The following is an 18120-nucleotide window of genomic DNA, read 5'->3' as shown; positions in this document are numbered from 1 at the left end:
CGCCGGCAAACGCAATTCAATTGACCTCACGCAACACGCTGATTACCTACGCTGCGAGAGCCTGCCGCGGAGATCCACGGCAGATTAGAACAGTTCTAAGGTGTCTGACCATTTTCGTCAAGAAAGCGTCGACCCGAGGTTCTGACACATGAAGCCCCGGCCTCCGTCCCGCGTGGCGGTGGCCCACATGACAGGAACGCCATGCCCGAGGTGATCTTTCCCGGCCCAGAAGGCCGGCTCGAAGGCCGTTACCATCCGCAGAAGGAGCGCGACGCGCCCATCGCCATCATCCTTCATCCGCATCCGCAGTTCGGCGGCACGATGAACAACCGCGTCGTCTATAACCTGCATTACGCCTTTCTCGATCTCGGTTTCACGGTTCTTCGGTTCAACTTCCGCGGCGTCGGCCGCAGTCAGGGCGAATACGATCAGGGTGTGGGCGAGTTGAGCGATGCGGCATCTGCCCTCGACTACCTGCAATCGATGAACACCAATTCCAAGCATTGCTGGGTTGCCGGGTTCTCGTTCGGGGCGTGGATCGGGATGCAGCTGTTGATGCGCCGGCCCGAGATCACGGGCTTTGTCTCCGTCTCGCCGCCGGCGAACATGTACGATTTCTCGTTCCTTGCGCCCTGCCCGTCTTCGGGTCTGATCATCAACGGGTCCGCCGACCGCGTGGCCCCGCCTCAGGATACCGTGACGCTGGTGAACAAGCTGCACGAGCAGAAGGGTATCACCGTGACCCACGAGGTCGTCGAAGGGGCAGGCCATTTCTTCGAAGACACGCATATGGACACGATGATCAATTCGACCAAGACCTATGTCAGCCGCCGCCTGACGGAATCTTCGCGCTGAGGACGGCCGGATGGGAGTTATCGATGACCTGGCCGATCAGCTGGCGCGCGACGCGCTCAAGGCCGAGCGTCAGCTGAACGATCCCAACCTCGTCGACGAGGTGGCGAGCGTCATCCTGGCGCAATCGCAGATCATGCAAGAGGCCTTCATGACCGCGATCCGCGTGCGCCGCTCCGCGGTGGCGGGAAAGCAATACATCGAACGCAAGCTGGCCGCCGGAAAAAACGCGGGATCGGCGCCCAAACCGCCCACCATCGACAATCCCGATATCTGAGCACACAGGTTCTTTGTAAGGGTTATTGGTCATGGCCTCTCCCGTCTACGATCAGGCCGATCACTTTCTGATCCCGCTTCTCGATGGCAGCTTCGGGCTGGGTCAGGTCCTGTATCCCGCAGTCGCCGTCGATCAGGACGGGCTGTATTCCGCGCCATTGTGCATCTTTACGGCCCGCCGGATGGCCCCGGAGGTAAGCTGCATCCCGATCGCGCTGTCCGAGGTGATCTCGGTCGAATTGGTCGATCCGACCCCGCTTCGCGACGCGATCTGGCCTGTCGTCGGGTTTGAACAATTGCCACCGCTCCGGCGGGAGGCTGAATTGCGGCGGCTCTCGGATCGGGACGGGGATGCGCCGCGGGTCTGTGAGACCGGTCTGATCGAAGCCTTCGTCAACGCCTGCCACGGCCTCTACCCGTGGGATGCCTTCGGCAGCAACGCGGTCTTCGATGCGCTGCTGCGGCCCGGCGTGGCGCGCCCTGTCTGATCCGGCGCCCCCTTCGCCGCCGGCGATTGCGGCCCCCGCGGTCGAGGGCTAGGGTCGCGCGCATGACAGCCCCATCTCCCGCCACGCGGATCGCCGCGCAATTCGATTTTCTCAACGAGGCCGATCGTCTGAAGACGGTTCACCGTGCCACGACGCTATGCGACGGATCGCGGCGCGAGAATTCCGGCGAACATTCGTGGCATATCGCGCTTTATGCGCTGATCCTGTCGGAACATGCGCATAGACCGGTGAATATCGACCGGGTGATCCGGATGCTTCTTCTGCATGACCTGGTCGAGATAGACGCGGGCGACGCGCCCATTCACGGCGATCACGACCCGGCGGAACAGGTCCGGATCGAGCGGCTGGCCGCAGACCGGATCTTCGGGCTGCTTCCTGCCGATCAGGGCGCGGCCCTGCGCGCGCTTTGGGAGGAATTCGAAGCCGCCGAAACCGATGACGCGATCTTCGCCAAATCTGTCGACCGGGTGCAGCCGGTGATGGCCAACCTCGAATCCGGTGGCGGAACCTGGCCCGAATACAAGGTGACCGCGCAGCAGCTGGAAACCCGGGTCGGGGTCAAGGTCCAGCGCGGCGCGCCGGCGCTGTGGGCCGCGCTGAAGGATCGGATCGACGCCTGGTTCGCGGCCAATGACTGAAGCCGCTCGACCCAGCGCGCTGACTCGCGCCGCGTGGTCCGCGCTGGCCGACGCGCTCGACGGCCCGCCGTCGCCCGAGCGCCTGGCCGCCGCTCTCAGGCTGTTGGCCAAGTGGCGGTCGCAGATGTTGGCCAACACGGTCCGCACGCGCGATGGCGACGTCATCGGCAGCGGCCCGTTCGAGGGCATGATCTACGGCGTCGCAGCCTCGGAGGGTGGGTATGTGCCCCGCAGGCTGGGCGCCTACGAGGCGGGCCTTGCCCCCGTGATCGAAGAGATCGTCTTGGCCGAATACCCGAAGATCCTCGATATCGGCTGTGCCGAAGGCTATTACGCGGTGGGCCTTGCGCGGCGGATGCCCGAGGCGCGTATCCTTGCCCATGACAGCGACGCGCGTGCGCGCGCGCTTTGCGCCGATCTGGCGCGCGCCAACGGTGTCGAAGAGCGGATCGAGATCGGCGGCGAGATCGATCACGCCGAACTTGACGCGAGGGCCGTGCCCGGCACGCTCATCCTGTGCGACATCGAAGGGGCCGAAGGCACATTGCTCGATCCCGACGCAGCGCCCGCGCTGCGACAGTGCGATATCCTCGTCGAGGTGCACGAGACGTTCCGCCCCGGCCTCGTCACCGCCCTGTCGGGCCGCTTTGCCCGCAGCCACGACATCACACGGATCGACCGGACGCTGGTGCCCGATGCCCTGCCCGGTTGGGCCGAAACTCTCTCGGACCTCGATCGATTGCTGATGTTGTGGGAATGGCGGGCCGGTCCGACCCCGTGGCTCTGGATGAAATCGCGAAAAAGCGCCGGCTGAACCGTATACCAGTGTATACAGGCCCTTCACAGGCCGGTGAATTTGGTCTAAGAGCCGCCCCAGAAACCCGCCACATCAAAGGGGCCCCCATGACCAAGATCAAGGTAGACAACCCGGTCGTCGAACTCGACGGCGATGAAATGACCCGCATCATCTGGGATTTCATCAAGCAGAAGCTGATCCTGCCCTATCTCGACATCGACCTGCTGTATTACGACCTCGGCATCGAGGAACGCGATCGCACCGATGACCAGATCACCATCGACGCGGCCAACAAGATCAAGGAAGTGGGCGTCGGCGTCAAATGCGCGACGATCACCCCCGACGAGGCCCGGGTCGAGGAATTCGGCCTCAAGAAGATGTGGCGCAGCCCGAACGGCACGATCCGCAACATTCTCGGCGGCGTCGTGTTCCGCCAGCCAATCATCTGCTCGAACGTGCCGCGCCTCGTTCCCGGATGGACCCAGCCCATCGTGATCGGCCGCCACGCCTTTGGCGACCAGTATCGCGCAACGGACATGAAATTCCCCGGGCCGGGCAAGCTGAGCATGAAATTCGTGGGCGAGGACGGCACCGTCGTCGAGCACGAAGTATTCGACGCCCCCTCGTCGGGCGTGTTCATGTCGATGTACAACCTCGACAATTCGATCATCGATTTCGCCCGCGCCTCGATGAACTACGGGCTCAACCTCGGCTGGCCCGTCTACCTGTCGACCAAGAACACGATCCTCAAGCAATATGACGGCCGCTTCATGGAGCTGTTCCAGAAGGTCTACGAGGAAGAGTTCGAAGAGAAGTTCAAGGCAGCCGGCATCACCTATGAACACCGCCTGATCGACGACATGGTCGCCTGCGCCATGAAGTGGAACGGCGGCTTTGTCTGGGCCTGCAAGAACTATGACGGCGACGTGCAATCCGACACCGTGGCACAGGGTTTCGGCTCGCTGGGCCTGATGACTTCGCAGCTGATGACGCCCGATGGCCAGATCGTCGAGGCAGAGGCCGCCCACGGCACCGTCACCCGCCACTACCGTCAGCATCAGAAGGGCGAGGCAACCTCGACCAACTCGATCGCGTCGATCTATGCCTGGACGGGCGGGCTCAAGCACCGCGCCAAGCTCGACAGCAACGATGCGCTGATGAACTTCGCAGTGACGCTGGAAAAGGTCATCGTCGAGACGGTCGAAGCGGGCTTCATGACCAAGGACCTCGCCCTGCTGGTCGGCCCCGATCAGAAGTGGCTCACCACGATGGGCTTCCTCGAGAAGGTCGACGAGAACCTCAACAAGGCTCTGGCCGGCTGATCCGCCACAAGAACCGGCATTTCGAAGGGGCTCGCACCGCGCGGGCCCCTTTTTCTTTCGGCATGGGTGGAAATGTCAGTATTACTGCCCTATTGTCGGGGGATGAACAGTCCCGACACCGATCCCGAAACCCTGCGCCATACGACTTTGGACGACGTCCAGGGTCTGTCGCTGGGCATCTTCCTGTGCGGGCTGGGGATTCATTTCCTGACCACCGCGGGCCTGATGACGGGGCAGACCGCCGGGATCGCCGTGATCCTCAGCTATGCGATGGGCTGGTCGTTCGGTGTCACCTTCTTCGTCATCAACCTGCCGTTCTATGTGCTGGCCTATCGCAGGCTCGGCGTGGAATTCACCGTGAAGTCGCTGATCTCCGTCACGCTCCTGTCGGCGCTGAGCGAACTTCTGCCCCTTGGCATCACGATCGACGCGCTGCATCCCGGCCTCGCCGCCGTGGCCTTCGGCGCCTGTGCCGGCATCGGGCTTCTGGCCATGTTCCGGCACAACGGATCGATGGGCGGCATGGGGGTCGTGGCGCTTCTGGTTCAGGACACGACCGGATTTCGCGCGGGCTATGTCCAGCTTCTGGCCGATGCGGTGATCTTTGCGCTGGCGGCCTTGATCTTTCCGCTCGAGGCGATCCTGTGGTCGCTTCTGGGCGCTGTCATCCTGAACCTCACCATCGCGGTCAATCATCGGCGCGACCGCTATATCGCCACCTGACAAGGCCCGCCCGACCGACTAGGAGGGGCGCGTTGCACGAGGAAACCGCCCATGCCCTACCTGATCCTGCTCTTCGCCGTGATCGCCGAGACGATCGGGACGACCGCCCTGCACGCCAGCCAGCAATTCACCCGCCTCTGGCCCTCGGTCATCGTCGTTCTGGCTTATGCCATCAGCTTTTACCTGCTGTCGCTGACCTTGCGAACGATCCCCGTGGGCATCATGTATGCCATATGGTCGGGGCTCGGGATCGTGCTGATCGCGATCATCGCCTTTCTGGTTTACGGCCAGCGGTTGGACCTGCCGGCGATCATCGGGATCGGGCTGATCCTCGCGGGGATCATCACGATCCAGCTGTTTTCCGACAGCGCCCGTCACTAGGCGCGGCAACTTTCAGACTAGCCAATGCTGCGCCGCCGCGTTATGGCCCGACGCACACCCGCCTGAGGATATCCCATGGACCTGCGAAATATCGCGATCATCGCCCACGTCGACCACGGCAAGACCACGCTTGTCGACGAGCTTCTGAAACAATCCGGCGCGTTCCGGGAAAACCAGGCCGTGGCCGAACGGGCGATGGATTCCAACGATATCGAACGCGAGCGCGGGATCACGATCCTGGCCAAGGCGACCTCCGTCGAATGGAACGGGATGCGCATCAACATCGTCGACACGCCCGGCCACGCCGATTTCGGCGGCGAGGTCGAGCGGATTCTGTCGATGGTCGATGGGGTCGTCCTTCTGGTCGATGCCGCCGAAGGCCCGATGCCGCAGACAAAATTCGTTACCTCCAAGGCGCTGGCCCTCGGCCTCAAACCGATCGTCGTGCTGAACAAGGTCGACAAACCCGATGCCGAGCCCGACCGCGCGCTCGACGAAGTGTTCGATCTGTTCGCCTCGCTCGATGCGAATGACGAACAGCTCGATTTTCCGCATCTCTATGCCTCGGGCCGCGCCGGCTGGGCCGATGTCGAGCTTGATGGCCCCCGCAAGGACCTGACCGCCCTGTTCGAACTCATCGTCCGCCACGTCGATGCACCCCGCCAGCAGGCGGCGCGTGATCAGCCGTTCCGGATGCTGGCCACCACGCTGTCGGCCGACCCGTTTCTCGGTCGGATCCTGACAGGCCGCGTCGAAAGTGGCACGCTCAAGACCGGCGAGACGGTCAAAGCGCTCAGCCGCACCGGCGACCGGATCGAGCAGTTCCGTGTCTCCAAGATCCTGGCGTTTCGCGGTCTGACCCAATCGGGCATCGACCTGGCCGAGGCCGGCGATATCGTCACGCTGGCGGGCATGTCGAAGGCCACCGTGGCCGATACGATCTGCGATTTGTCCCTCGATCTGCCCCTGCCCGCGCAGCCCATCGACCCGCCGACCATCTCGGTCACCTTCGGGATCAATGACAGCCCGCTTGCCGGTCGTGATGGCAAGAAGGTACAGAGCCGCGTCATCCGTGAACGCCTGATGCGCGAGGCCGAGGTCAACGTCGCGATCAAGGTCACCGACACTCCCGGTGGCGAGGCCTTCGAGGTCGCGGGTCGCGGCGAATTGCAGATGGGCGTGCTGATCGAGAACATGCGTCGCGAAGGGTTCGAACTGTCGATCTCGCGCCCGCAGGTCATCCTGCGCGAAGAGAACGGCCAGAAGCTGGAGCCCATCGAGGAAGTCACGATCGACGTCGATGACGATTATGCCGGCGCCGTGATCGAGAAGCTGACCGGCCCGCGCAAGGGAGAGCTGACCGAGATGAAGCCCGCAGGCGCCGGCAAGACCCGGATCGTGGCGCTTGTCCCCTCACGCGGCCTGATCGGCTATCACGGCGAATTCATGACCGATACCCGCGGATCGGGCGTGCTGAACCGCATCTTCCACGGCTGGGCCCCGCACAAGGGCGCGATCCAGGGTCGGCGTCAGGGTGTCCTGATCTCGATGGAGAACGGCACGGCGGTCGCCTATGCGCTGTGGAACCTCGAAGATCGCGGCAAGATGTTCATCAACCCGCAGGATGCCGTCTACGAGGGCATGATCATCGGCGAACATGCGCGTGACAACGATCTCGAGGTGAACCCGCTCAAGGGCAAGAAGCTCACCAACGTGCGCGCCTCGGGCACCGATGAAGCCGTGCGCCTGACCCCGCCCGTTCAGATGAGCCTCGAACAGGCGATCGCCTATATCGACGATGACGAGCTGGTCGAAGTCACGCCGAACGCGGTGCGCCTGCGCAAGCGGCATCTCGATCCGCATGAGCGCAAGCGCGAAGCCCGCAAGGCGGGCTGAGCCCAAAATTTCCAAATTTTGGGGCCAGACCAAAATTCGTCAGAATTTTGGTCGCCCTATTCCGAGGTTTCGACAATCACCAGGTCGCGTTCGGCCGCGCCACGGGCGTGGCTGAGAGCTTCCTGGTATTCGGGGCTGTGATAACAGGCCTCTGCCGCCTCGACGCTGGGGAATTTCGCCACGACATTGCGCGCTCGGTCATTGCCTTCGAGCTGGACGTAACGTCCGGCGCGCGCAATGAAATACCCCCCGTGCTTGTTGATCGCGGGCCCCGCGAGTTCTGCGTACTTCCCGTACGATTCGGGATCGGTGACCTTCGCATGAGCGATCCATAGTGCAGGCATTCAACCCTCCTCCAGTTTTGCCCGGACCGCGGCGATCGCGGCCCCTGAATTCTCGGCCGATGCCGCGCCACCCTGGGCCATGTCCGGACGGCCTCCGCCGCCCTTGCCGCCCAGCGTTTCAACCGCGAGCCGCAGCAGGGCGACCGCATCGAACCGACCGGCCAGATCCTTGGTGACACCCACCGCCACCGCCGCCTTGCCGCCGGTATCCGCGATCAGGAGCGCGACGCCGCTGTCGCCCTGCCCCTTGAACTGATCGACGATCGGCGGCAGGTCCTTGCCGGTCACGCCCTCAAGCCGCTGACCAAGGAAACGGATTCCGTTGACCTGCTCTTCGCGGGGTCCGGCCCCGCCCGCGCCGCCGCCCATCGCCATATCGCGTCGCAGATCGGCCAGTTCGGCCTGCAGCGCCTTGCGCTCATCCAGTAGCGCGCGCACCCGCTCGGGCACCTCGTTGGCCTGCGCCTTGAGAACCGAGGCTGTCTCGCTCAACAGACGTTCGCGCCCGGCGAGGTAATCCAGCGCCGCCTGACCCGTCAGTGCCTCCACTCGGCGCACACCCGCACTCGAGGCGCTGTCACCCAGCGCCACGAAGGCGCCGATATCGCCGGTCTGGCGGACATGCGTACCGCCGCAAAGCTCGATCGAGTAGGTCCGGCCATCGGTCCCCTTGCCCGTATCGGCCTCGCCCATCGACACGACCCGAACCTCGTCGCCATATTTCTCACCGAAAAGCGCCTGCGCGCCGATGGCGCGGGCGTCATCGGGCGTCATGATCCGGGTCGACACCTGGCTGTTCTGCCGGATCATCGCGTTGACCTCGGCTTCGACGCGGGCCAGCTCCTCCGCAGAGAGCGCCTTGCCATGGCTGAAGTCGAACCGCAGCCGGTCGGGCGCATTCAGCGAGCCGCGCTGCGCCACATGTTCGCCAAGCGCACCGCGCAGGGCCTCGTGCAAGAGGTGGGTGGCCGAATGGTTGGCGCGGATCGCCGTGCGGCGCGCATGGCTCACATCCAGCTTGGCCGGCTGGCCGCGCAGGATCGAGCCTTCGCGCACAGTGGCAAAATGGATGAACACGCCCGCGACCTTTCGGGTCTCCGTCACCTCGGCGAGGCCCGTATCCGTCCGGATAAAGCCCGTGTCGCCGACCTGGCCACCGGCCTCGGCATAGAACGGGGTCTGGTTGACGACGATCTGGACTGTTTCACCCTCGGAGGCCTCGCCAAGCGTGGCGCCATCCCGGACGAGTTCCTGAATCTGGCCCTCGGCACTTTCGGTCTCGTAGCCTAGGAATTCGGTCGTGCCGCGATTTTCCGCGATGTCGAACCAGACCGGCGAATCCGCGGCCTCTCCCGATCCGGACCATGCGGCACGGGCCTTGGCCTTTTGTTCCTGCATCGCGTGGTCGAACCCGGCGACATCAACCAGGCGGCCCTTTTCGCGGAGCGCATCCTGCGTCAGATCAAGCGGGAAGCCGAAGGTGTCATAAAGCTTGAACGCCGTCTCGCCCGGAAGGTCGGCATCGTCCGGCAGCCCGTCGAGCGCCTCGTCCAACAGGCGAAGCCCCCGGTCGAGTGTCTGCTTGAACCGGGTTTCCTCGGCCATGAGCGTCTCTTCCATCAGGGCCTTGGCCTGCCCGAGTTCGGGATAGGCACCACCCATCTGGCGGATCAGTTCGGGGACCAGCCGGTGCATCACCGGATCCTTGGCGCCCAGCAGATGCGCATGACGCATCGCGCGGCGCATGATCCGGCGCAGCACGTAGCCCCGGCCCTCGTTCGAGGGCAGCACGCCTTCGGCGATCAGGAAGGACGAGGTTCTCAGGTGGTCGGCCATGACGCGCAGATGGGGCAATGTATCGCCCTCGGGATCGCGGTTCGTCACATGGGCCGCGGCCTCGACGATGGAGCGCAGAAGATCGGTCTCGAACAGGTTGTTGGTGCCCTGCATCAGCGCCGCGAACCGCTCGAGCCCCATGCCGGTGTCGATCGACTGCATATCAAGGGGGCGCATCGTGCCATCCTCGAACTGCTCGTTCTGCATGAAGACCACGTTCCAGATCTCGATGAAGCGGTCGCCATCCTCCTCGGCGCTGCCCGGAGGGCCGCCCCAGATGTGGGGGCCGTGGTCATAGAAGATCTCGGTGCAAGGGCCACAGGGGCCGGTCGGGCCCATGCGCCAGAAATTGTCATCCGTGGCAATGCGGATGATCCGCTCGTCGGGGACACCGATCTTGTTCCAGATGGCCGCGGCCTCGTCATCGGTGTGATAGACCGTGACGTGAAGCTTCGATTTGTCGAGGCCGAAATCCTTGGTCAGAAGCTCCCATGCAAAGGGGATCGCCTCGTCCTTGAAATAATCCCCGAACGAGAAATTCCCCAGCATCTCGAAAAACGTCAGGTGCCGCGCCGTATAGCCCACGTTGTCGAGGTCGTTGTGCTTGCCGCCGGCACGCACGCATTTCTGAGACGTGGTCGCGCGGGCATAATCGCGATGTTCCAGCCCGGTGAAGAGGTTCTTGAACTGAACCATCCCGGAATTAGTGAACATCAACGTCGGATCGTTGCGCGGAACCAGCGGCGAGGAGGACACGATCTCGTGCCCCTGCCGGGCGAAATAGTCGAGGAAGGTCGAGCGGATATCGGCAAGCGAAGTCATGAGCGTCTTTCGCGTGATGGGTTGACGGATGCGAGGAATAGCCCCGCCCCGGGCAGGTGTCCACAGCAGCCGCGCCACGCAACAAAAAAGGGCGGCACCGCGAAGCGGACCGCCCTCGTCTGGCGCCCGGATCGGCGCCTACATCTCGACGAGGTCATCGCCCCCGTCGGATTCGCCGTCACCGGCACTCATCTCGAAATCGAGACCATGGGCCGCGCGGATCTTGTCCTCGATCTCCATGGCCATCTCGGGATGTTCCTTGAGGAAAGTCTTGGAGTTTTCCCGGCCCTGCCCGATCCGCTCGTCCCCGTAGGAGAACCAGGCCCCGGACTTCTCGACCACGCCTGCCTTGACGCCGAGATCGAGCAACTCACCGGTCTTGGAAATGCCCTCACCATACATGATGTCGAATTCGACCTGCTTGAAGGGCGGGGCAACCTTGTTCTTGACCACCTTCACCCGGGTCGAGTTGCCCACAGTTTCGTCCCGGTCCTTGACCGAGCCGATGCGGCGGATATCCAGGCGGACAGACGCGTAGAACTTCAGGGCGTTGCCGCCCGTCGTGGTTTCCGGACTTCCGAACATCACGCCGATCTTCATCCGGATCTGGTTGATGAAGATCACCATGCAGTTCGACCGCGAGATCGAGGAGGTCAGCTTGCGCATCGCCTGGCTCATCAGGCGGGCATGCACACCGACCGAGCTGTCGCCCATATCGCCCTCAAGCTCGGAGCGCGGCGTCAGGGCAGCGACGGAATCGACCACGACAAGGCTCACCGCGCCGGAGCGCACAAGCGTATCCACGATCTCAAGCGCCTGTTCCCCGGTATCGGGCTGCGAGATCAGCAGCTCGTCAAGGTTCACGCCCAGCTTCTTGGCATATTGCGGATCAAGTGCGTGTTCGGCGTCGACAAAGGCGCAAACGCCGCCTTTTTTCTGTTCTTCGGCCACCACATGCAGCGTCAGCGTCGTCTTGCCGGAGCTTTCCGGGCCATAGATTTCGATCACACGCCCCTTGGGCAGGCCACCGATCCCCAGCGCGATATCAAGACCCAGCGAACCGGTCGACGTCGCCTCGATATCGGGCATCTGGTTCTGGCCGCCGAGCTTCATGATCGAGCCCTTGCCGAACTGGCGTTCGATCTGCGCAAGCGCCGAATCGAGGGCCTTCTGCTTGTCCGCCGTCTTCTTGCTGGTCATGTTCAGGAGATCTGCCGTTGCCATGTTTCCCATCCTTATTTCATACCCGCCGGAGGGCGGCAATTACTGCTTTGTTCACCTCTTGTTCCGCCGTTGATAGCGGACAAAACGGGAACATTTCAAGTCAATTCTCACCTATCAACGTTGGGTCAGATTGGTTAATTAGTGGTTTACCATCTTCGGGGCAGTCTCCTCGCTGTGGTCGGGAGGTCTATGTGCTTGTTTTCTGGAAGGAACGTCTGGTCTTTCTGGCTGTGCCCAAGACCGGAACCACCGCGATCGAGGGCGCACTGGCCCCGCGCGCCGGCATGGTTCTGCGCGATCCGCCGCATCTGAAGCATTCGCCGGTCTATCGTTACCGGCGATTCCTTGCCCCGTTCTTCGAGAAGGCCGGCGGCCAGGAGATGGAGACCGTCGCGGTGATCCGGCATCCCGTCGACTGGCTGTCGAGCTGGTATCGATACAGGCGGCGCGATGATCTGGATGGCCGCCCCAACAGCACCAAGGGCATGACCTTCGACGCCTTCGTAGGCGAATACACCCGCGGCAAGCCCGCGCCGTTCGCCAATGTCGGCAGCCAGGCGAAGTTCGTCTCCGATGCGGATGGCGTGATCGCGGTCGATCACCTGTTCCGCTACGAACAACAGGACAAGCTAATCGCCTTCCTGTCGGACCGCCTGTCGCTCCGGATCGATCTGCCCCGGCTCAACGTCTCTCCGACGATGGACGTTTCGCTGACCCCGCAGACCGAGGCCAAGCTGAGGCGCAAATGCGCGGCGGAATTCGAGGTCTGGGAGGCGGCGGGCAGATAGGCCCGCATTCCTCTGGGCGAAAATGCGCGATCAGGCGTCGCGTTCCATGATCCATTCGACCTCGGGCGCCGGGACAAAGCGCCATTTGCGCAGCGGCCCGGCCATCACGTTGAGGTAATACATCTCGAATCCATAGGGCGCGCCGCAGGGATGGTGTCCGCGCGGCACCAGAACGACATCGCCATCGCTGACGGCCATCGTCTCGTCCAGCGCGCCGTCATCGGTATAGACCCTCTGGATACCAAAACCCGACGCCGGGTTGAGCCGGTGGTAATAGGTCTCTTCCAGATAGGTGATGCGGGGGAAATCATCCTCGTCGTGGCGGTGGCTGGGGTAGGACGACCAATGGCCCGCCGGGGTGAAGACCTCGGTCACCAGAAGGCTGTCGGCAAAATCCTCGGCCTCCATCGCGATGTTGTTGATCAGGCGGGTGTTGGTGCCGCGGCCACGTTCGGTCAGCGTGATCCCGTCGGGCCCGATGCGCCGGGCGGCGTGGCCGCCCTTGCCGGGTGCGGAACAGACGGCGATGACGCAGTCGGTCTCGGCCACGGCCTCCCACGCCTCGTCGTTCGGGACATAGAGGCAATGGGGCGGCGTCTTTTCGAACACGTCCATCCGGTCGCCCAGAACGCCCCAATCCTGACCCGCCGCACGGATCGCGGCCTTGCCCTCGACCATGACGAGGATGACTTCGCGGTCGCCCGTGGCCTCGGCCGCCGTCTCGCCCGCGCGCAGGCGATACAGCGAGAAACCGACATAGCGCCAGCCCGCGCTTTCGGGCGTGATCTGGTGGACCTTGCCGTGGGTCCCGAAGGGTTTGTGCAGAAGGTCAGTCATCTTTCTTCTCCTTGTAGTTCTCGGGGTCGAAGACCACGAAGAACTCGTATCCGCACCACGCCGCCGCCGCGCCGAAGATCATCGCCCAGCCGGCATTGCCCGACGCCAGTTCGAGCATCGCCCAACCGCCCGTCACAACGACCACCGCCAACCGGCGCCCGACAGGCAGAAAGAACGGATGGCGGACGTTGAAGAAATCCCTGCGATCAGCCATCGATCGTGATCCCCGCGCGGGCACAGATATCGACGATGTGGTCATAGCCCATTTTCGAATAGGCCTTGGGATCGGCGCGGGACGGATCCTGTTCCGCCTCGACCACGATCCAGCCCTCGTAGTCCATCGCGCGGAGCCTGTCGGCCACCGCCTGAAAATCGATCGATCCTTCGGGATCACCCGGCACGGTGAAGGCGCCCGCGATCACCGCATCGAGGAAGCTGCGGTTCTCGGCGCGCATCCGGGCCGTCACCTCGGCGCGGACATCCTTGAAATGGACATGGCTGATCCGGTCGCCCCAGCGATCGAGCACGCCCATCACATCCGCGCCCCCGAACCGCAGGTGGCCCGTGTCATAAAGGAGCGTGACCTCTGGTCCCGTGGTCTCCATCAGCCAGTCTATATCCTCGCCATCCTCGATCATCGAGCCCATGTGGTGGTGATAGGCCAGCGTCATCCCCTGATCCGCCATCCAGCGGGCCACTTCGGTCAGCTTGGCGCCGTAGCCCGCGATCTCGTCCCGGGTCAGCTTGGGCCGATGGGACACGGGCGTCGCGATATCGCCCTGAACCGTGTTGGAGCATTCGGCATAAACAAGGCAGGGCGCGCCCAGCGCCACGAATTGCGCGACCTGCTGGCCGACGTTGGCGATCTCGGTCGCCACGTCATCGGCCATCAGGTTACCCGAACACCAGCCACCGCACAGCGCGATGTCATAGGTCCGCAGGTAGTCGCGCAGACCCTCGGTGTCATGCGGCATTCGCCGGCCCCGCTCGACGCCGGAGTAACCGATCTCGCGGGCCTCGGAGAGGGCCTGCTCCATCGTATAGGCGGCGGTCAGGTCCGGCAGATCGTCGTTCTGCCAGGCGATGGGAGATATCCCGATCTTCACGGCCATGGGGGCGGCTCCTAATCTGCGCGCTGCGTCTTCTTGTTTTCGACAAAGGCGGCGCGGGCGTCGTGGACCTGCGGCCTGTCCGACACCTCGGGCACGCCGACTTCCCACCATGTGCCACCATATTCGGTGCTGGGATAGGGGTCGGTGTCGATCACGACGACATAGGGCCCCTTGACCTCGCCCCGCTTGGCGAGCGCCTCTTCCAGCTCGGCGATGGAGCCCACCTTGACGCTTGTCGCCCCCATGGAGCCCGCATGCGCCGCGAAATCGATGGCAGAGGGAACCTCGTGGACGGTATGATCCAGAAGGCAATTGAACTCCGCCCCGCCGGTGCCCATCTGCAGCCGGTTGATGCAGCCGAAGCCGCGGTTGTCGGTCACGACCACGGTGAAGGAAATGCCCATCATCGCCGCCGTCGCCATCTCGGAATTGGCCATCATGTAGGTGCCGTCGCCCGTAAAGCAGATCACGTCGGCCTCGGGCTCGGCCATCTTGATGCCGATGGCGCCGGGGATTTCATAGCCCATGCAGGAAAAGCCGTATTCCATGTGGTAGGACCCCGGGCGGCCCGCCTTCCACAGCTTGTGCAGCTCTCCGGGCATGGTGCCTGCGGCGCACATGACGACGGTCTTGTCGTTTGCCTGCCGCTGGACGGCCCCCACGACCTGCATGTCGGTGGGCAGAGCGTTCCCGTCGCCGGGGGCAGCGGTCAGCGGATCGACCTTGGCAAACCAGTCGGGCTTGGCCCCGGCCGCGGGCGGCTCGGGCGCATAGCCGGCCAGTTCGATCGCCAGTTCCGTCAGACCCGCCTTGGCATCCGCCTGAACCGGCAGGGCCCCATGCTTCATTGCGTCATGCGCCTGCACGTTGAGCGAGATGATCCGGCGGTCGGGATTGCGGAACAGACCCCACGACCCGGTCGTGAAGTCCTGAAACCGCGTCCCGATGCCAAGGATCAGATCGGCCTCCGCGCAGCGGTCATTGGCGGGCTCCCCCCCCGTCACGCCAATCGGCCCGAGGTTCAGCGGATGATCCCAGGGCAGCGCGGATTTGCCAGCCTGCGTTTCGGTCACGGGGATGTTGTGCGCCTCTGCGAAAAGACGCAGGTCCTCGGTCGCGCCCGAGTAATGCACGCCGCCGCCCGCGACGATCACCGGCCGCTTGGCCGCGCGGATCACCTCGATGGCGCGGTGCAGTTCGTGCGGATCGGGATGGATCCGGCGCTGGTGCCAGACGCGCGGCTCGAAAAAGCTTTCGGGATAATCATAGGCCTCGGCCTGAACGTCCTGACAGAAGGCCAGCGTGACCGGCCCGCAATCGGCGGGATCGGTCAGGACACGCATCGCGCGCGGCAGCGCGGTCAGGATATGTTCGGGCCGGCTGATCCGGTCGAAATAGCGGCTGACAGGGCGGAAGCAGTCGTTCGCGCTCACCGTTCCATCGGTGAAATCCTCGATCTGCTGGAGAACCGGATCGGGCCCGCGATTGGCAAAGACATCGCCCGGGATCAACAGGACCGGCAGCCGGTTGGCATGCGCCAGCGCAGCGGCGGTCACCATGTTGGTGGCCCCCGGCCCGATCGACGAGGTCACCGCCATGGCACGGTTGCGGCGCATCTGCTTGGCATAGGCGATGGCGGCATGCGCCATGGTCTGTTCGTTGTGGCCACGCCATGTGGGCAGCTTGTCCTGCATCGGTTGCAGCGCCTCGCCCAGCCCCGCCACGTTGCCGTGGCCGAAGATAGCCCAGACACCAGCGATATAGGTCTCGCCCTCTTCGTTGAGCTGTGCCGCCAGCCAGCGCACCATGGCCTGAGCCGCGGTCAGTCGGATCGTCTTGCCCATCGGATCACTCCTTTCCTGCACGGGTCCCGGCCCGTGCCTTGTCCCATATCGCGCAGAGCCGCGCATAGCGCTCTGCCATCTGTTCAACCGCCTCGGCATCGCTCATGTCGCCCGCGAACCAGCGCCGCGCCGCATCGCCAAAGATCGTGCGCCCCACGGCAAATCCCTTGACCAGCGGTTGCCGCGCCGCCAGCGCAAAGCTTTCGGCCAGTTCGGCCTCCGGCGCATCAAGCCCCAGCACCACGATGCCGCGTGTGCGCGGATCGTTGCGGGTGATGGCGGCCGTGGCATTGGTCCAGGCGGCCTCGGTCCGGAACGGCTCCAGCTTCCACCAGTCGGGGAAGACCCCCGCGTCATAGAAGGTCTGGATCAGCGTGGCGGTCGTCGTATCGTCGACCGGGCCGACCTTCGAGGGGATCACCTCGAGCAGGAATTCCAGCCCGTTGCGCCGCGCAGCCGTGAACAGCCGCTTGACCCGCGCCACCTGCATCTTGGCCGTCTTGTAATCATCATCCGCGTGGCAGAAGACCAGCAGCTTCACCACGTTTTCCCGCGCCCATTCGCCCAGGCCGCCGAGATCCGCACCCAACTCGGGCTCGAACTCGATGGGGCGCGAGCCGGGTAGCTCCGTCGGCCGCCCGATCCAGAGCCCCGAACCGGAGGCCCGGTGCAAGGCCGACCGCCCGATCCGGTTGTCGCACAGGATGCCATAGCCGGCCTGCCCGTCTGCCACGCGCAGCGCGGCATCGAGGCACAGCTCTTTGAAGGCCGCGCCCTTGTCGGGGCAGTAGCCCGCCATCTCTTCAAGCTGGGATCTGTGATCGAAGGCAAAGGTCCGCAAGGTGGACCAATCCCCTGCCCTGTTCGTCGCCCAGTGGACCTGCTCCAGTTCCGCATCGTTGCGCAGATCGGGGCGCTTGATCCCGCGTTCAAAGAAGAATTGCAGCTCCTCCCAGCTGGGATAGGCGGGCGTACAGCCGTGGCGCGATACCGCGAAGGCGCCGCAGGCATTCGCGTATTTGAGCGCGGTCGGCCAATCCTCCCCGTCGAGCCAGCCCTTCAGAAGGCCCGACATGAAGCCGTCGCCCGCGCCCAGCACGTTGAAGACCTCGATCGGGAAGCCGGGGCCTGCCTCGCCGTCATCAAGGCTGTCGGGGATCGCGCCGGTGAAGGCGACGGCCCCCGCAGCTCCCCGTTTGCACACGAGCGTCGCATCCGACACCGCCCGCACGGCGCGCAGGGCGGCAACGGTATCCGTGGTGCCGCCGGCGATGTGAAACTCCTCTTCGGTGCCGACGATCAGATCGAAGTAATGCAGCGTCGATTGCAGCTTGGCGGTGACCTTCTCGCTTTCGACAAACCGGCTTTCGCCGTCGCCGTGGCCCGCCACGCCCCAAAGGTTGGGGCGGTAGTCGATATCGAGCGCCGTCTGAAGCCCCGCCTCGCGCGCGATGCCCAGCGCCTTGAGGGTCGCGGCCTCGACCTGCGGATGCGACAGGTGGGTGCCGGTGGCCACCACGGCCCGCGCGCGGCGGATGAAGGCCGGGTCGATATCAGCCTCCGTCAGGCCCATATCGGCGCAATTCTCGCGGTAGAAGATCAGCGGAAAGCTTTCCTGATCGCGGATCCCCAGCAGCACAAGCGCCGTCAACCGATCGGGATCGGTCTTTACGCCCTCGGTATTCACGCCCTCGCGGGCCAGCTGTTCGCGGATGAACCGCCCCATATGTTCGTCGCCCACCCCCGTGATGACGGCCGAGCGCAGGCCCAGCCGTGCCGTGCCGCAGGCGATGTTGGTGGGCGAGCCGCCGATATACTTGTCGAACGAGCCCATATCCTCCAGCCGCCCGCCGATCTGCGCGCCGTAGAGATCGACCGACGACCGGCCAATGGTGATCACGTCAAGGCTGTCGGACATGT

General features: G+C 64.2%; 18 protein-coding genes. 10 read left to right on the top strand and 8 right to left on the bottom strand.

Annotated features, from left to right (window positions below; translation table 11 throughout):
* The first annotated feature begins 201 nt into the window (after positions 1 to 201).
* The 9 genes from EP376_RS03950 (at position 202) to typA (ending at position 7393) form a co-directional block, all read left to right on the top strand.
* A complete protein-coding gene (locus EP376_RS03950; protein WP_127654225.1) occupies positions 202 to 855 on the top strand; it encodes an alpha/beta hydrolase in 654 nt (217 codons plus the stop codon).
* Positions 856 to 865: 10 nt separating this feature from the next.
* Positions 866 to 1129 (top strand): hypothetical protein, encoded by a 264-nt coding sequence (locus tag EP376_RS03945; protein WP_127654224.1) that lies wholly within the window; start codon positions 866 to 868, stop codon positions 1127 to 1129.
* 31 nt (positions 1130 to 1160) lie between these two features.
* Positions 1161 to 1616, top strand: a complete 456-nt coding sequence (locus EP376_RS03940; RefSeq protein WP_127654223.1) for a hypothetical protein — start codon at positions 1161 to 1163, stop codon at positions 1614 to 1616.
* Positions 1617 to 1678: 62 nt separating this feature from the next.
* A complete protein-coding gene (locus EP376_RS03935; protein ID WP_127654222.1) occupies positions 1679 to 2275 on the top strand; it encodes an HD domain-containing protein in 597 nt (198 codons plus the stop codon).
* Positions 2268 to 3089, top strand: coding sequence for a class I SAM-dependent methyltransferase (locus EP376_RS03930; RefSeq protein WP_127654221.1), 822 nt, complete (start codon positions 2268 to 2270; stop codon positions 3087 to 3089). Before EP376_RS03935 ends, EP376_RS03930 begins: the two co-directional genes overlap by 8 nt.
* A gap of 89 nt (positions 3090 to 3178) precedes the next feature.
* The gene (locus EP376_RS03925; RefSeq protein WP_127654220.1) at positions 3179 to 4393 is read left to right on the top strand and encodes an NADP-dependent isocitrate dehydrogenase; all 1215 of its coding nucleotides are present in this window, start codon (positions 3179 to 3181) and stop codon (positions 4391 to 4393) included.
* A gap of 102 nt (positions 4394 to 4495) precedes the next feature.
* The gene (locus EP376_RS03920; RefSeq protein ID WP_127654219.1) at positions 4496 to 5116 is read left to right on the top strand and encodes a YitT family protein; all 621 of its coding nucleotides are present in this window, start codon (positions 4496 to 4498) and stop codon (positions 5114 to 5116) included.
* 51 nt (positions 5117 to 5167) lie between these two features.
* Positions 5168 to 5497, top strand: a complete 330-nt coding sequence (locus tag EP376_RS03915) for an SMR family transporter (protein ID WP_127654218.1) — start codon at positions 5168 to 5170, stop codon at positions 5495 to 5497.
* A 75-nt stretch (positions 5498 to 5572) separates the two neighbouring features.
* Positions 5573 to 7393, top strand: a complete 1821-nt coding sequence (gene typA / locus EP376_RS03910; protein WP_127654217.1) for a translational GTPase TypA — start codon at positions 5573 to 5575, stop codon at positions 7391 to 7393.
* 56 nt (positions 7394 to 7449) lie between these two features.
* Here typA and EP376_RS03905 read toward each other — a convergent pair whose 3' ends face one another.
* The 3 genes from EP376_RS03905 to recA all read right to left on the bottom strand — a co-directional run bounded on the left by EP376_RS03905 (position 7450) and on the right by recA (position 11619).
* Positions 7450 to 7737 (bottom strand): DUF1330 domain-containing protein, encoded by a 288-nt coding sequence (locus EP376_RS03905; protein ID WP_127654216.1) that lies wholly within the window; start codon positions 7735 to 7737, stop codon positions 7450 to 7452.
* Positions 7738 to 10395, bottom strand: a complete 2658-nt coding sequence (alaS, locus tag EP376_RS03900) for an alanine--tRNA ligase (protein WP_127654215.1) — start codon at positions 10393 to 10395, stop codon at positions 7738 to 7740.
* Positions 10396 to 10533: 138 nt separating this feature from the next.
* The gene (gene recA / locus EP376_RS03895; RefSeq protein ID WP_127654214.1) at positions 10534 to 11619 is read right to left on the bottom strand and encodes a recombinase RecA; all 1086 of its coding nucleotides are present in this window, start codon (positions 11617 to 11619) and stop codon (positions 10534 to 10536) included.
* A gap of 191 nt (positions 11620 to 11810) precedes the next feature.
* Between recA and EP376_RS03890 the strand changes: the two genes are divergently transcribed.
* Positions 11811 to 12407 (top strand): sulfotransferase family protein, encoded by a 597-nt coding sequence (locus EP376_RS03890; protein ID WP_127654213.1) that lies wholly within the window; start codon positions 11811 to 11813, stop codon positions 12405 to 12407.
* Between the two features lie 30 nt (positions 12408 to 12437).
* Here EP376_RS03890 and iolB read toward each other — a convergent pair whose 3' ends face one another.
* Genes iolB through EP376_RS03865 form a run of 5 tightly spaced genes read right to left on the bottom strand, consistent with a single transcriptional unit; the run spans position 12438 to position 18118 of the window.
* Positions 12438 to 13244, bottom strand: a complete 807-nt coding sequence (gene iolB / locus EP376_RS03885) for a 5-deoxy-glucuronate isomerase (protein ID WP_127654212.1) — start codon at positions 13242 to 13244, stop codon at positions 12438 to 12440.
* A complete protein-coding gene (locus EP376_RS03880; RefSeq protein ID WP_127654211.1) occupies positions 13237 to 13458 on the bottom strand; it encodes a hypothetical protein in 222 nt (73 codons plus the stop codon). Before EP376_RS03880 ends, iolB begins: the two co-directional genes overlap by 8 nt.
* A complete protein-coding gene (gene iolE, locus EP376_RS03875) occupies positions 13451 to 14356 on the bottom strand; it encodes a myo-inosose-2 dehydratase (RefSeq protein ID WP_127654210.1) in 906 nt (301 codons plus the stop codon). Before iolE ends, EP376_RS03880 begins: the two co-directional genes overlap by 8 nt.
* Before the next feature lie 11 nt (positions 14357 to 14367).
* A complete protein-coding gene (iolD, locus tag EP376_RS03870) occupies positions 14368 to 16200 on the bottom strand; it encodes a 3D-(3,5/4)-trihydroxycyclohexane-1,2-dione acylhydrolase (decyclizing) (RefSeq protein WP_127654209.1) in 1833 nt (610 codons plus the stop codon).
* A gap of 4 nt (positions 16201 to 16204) precedes the next feature.
* Positions 16205 to 18118 carry a bifunctional 5-dehydro-2-deoxygluconokinase/5-dehydro-2-deoxyphosphogluconate aldolase gene (locus EP376_RS03865; RefSeq protein ID WP_127654208.1) on the bottom strand — a complete coding sequence of 638 codons (1914 nt, stop codon included), beginning with the start codon at positions 18116 to 18118 and terminating at the stop codon, positions 16205 to 16207.
* Between the last annotated feature and the right edge of the window lie 2 nt (positions 18119 to 18120).

The sequence above is a fragment of the Alexandriicola marinus genome, from assembly GCF_004000435.1.
In the GTDB taxonomy this organism is placed as follows: Bacteria; Pseudomonadota; Alphaproteobacteria; order Rhodobacterales; family Rhodobacteraceae; genus Alexandriicola; species Alexandriicola marinus.
This window is presented reverse-complemented; position numbering and strand designations above follow the sequence as displayed.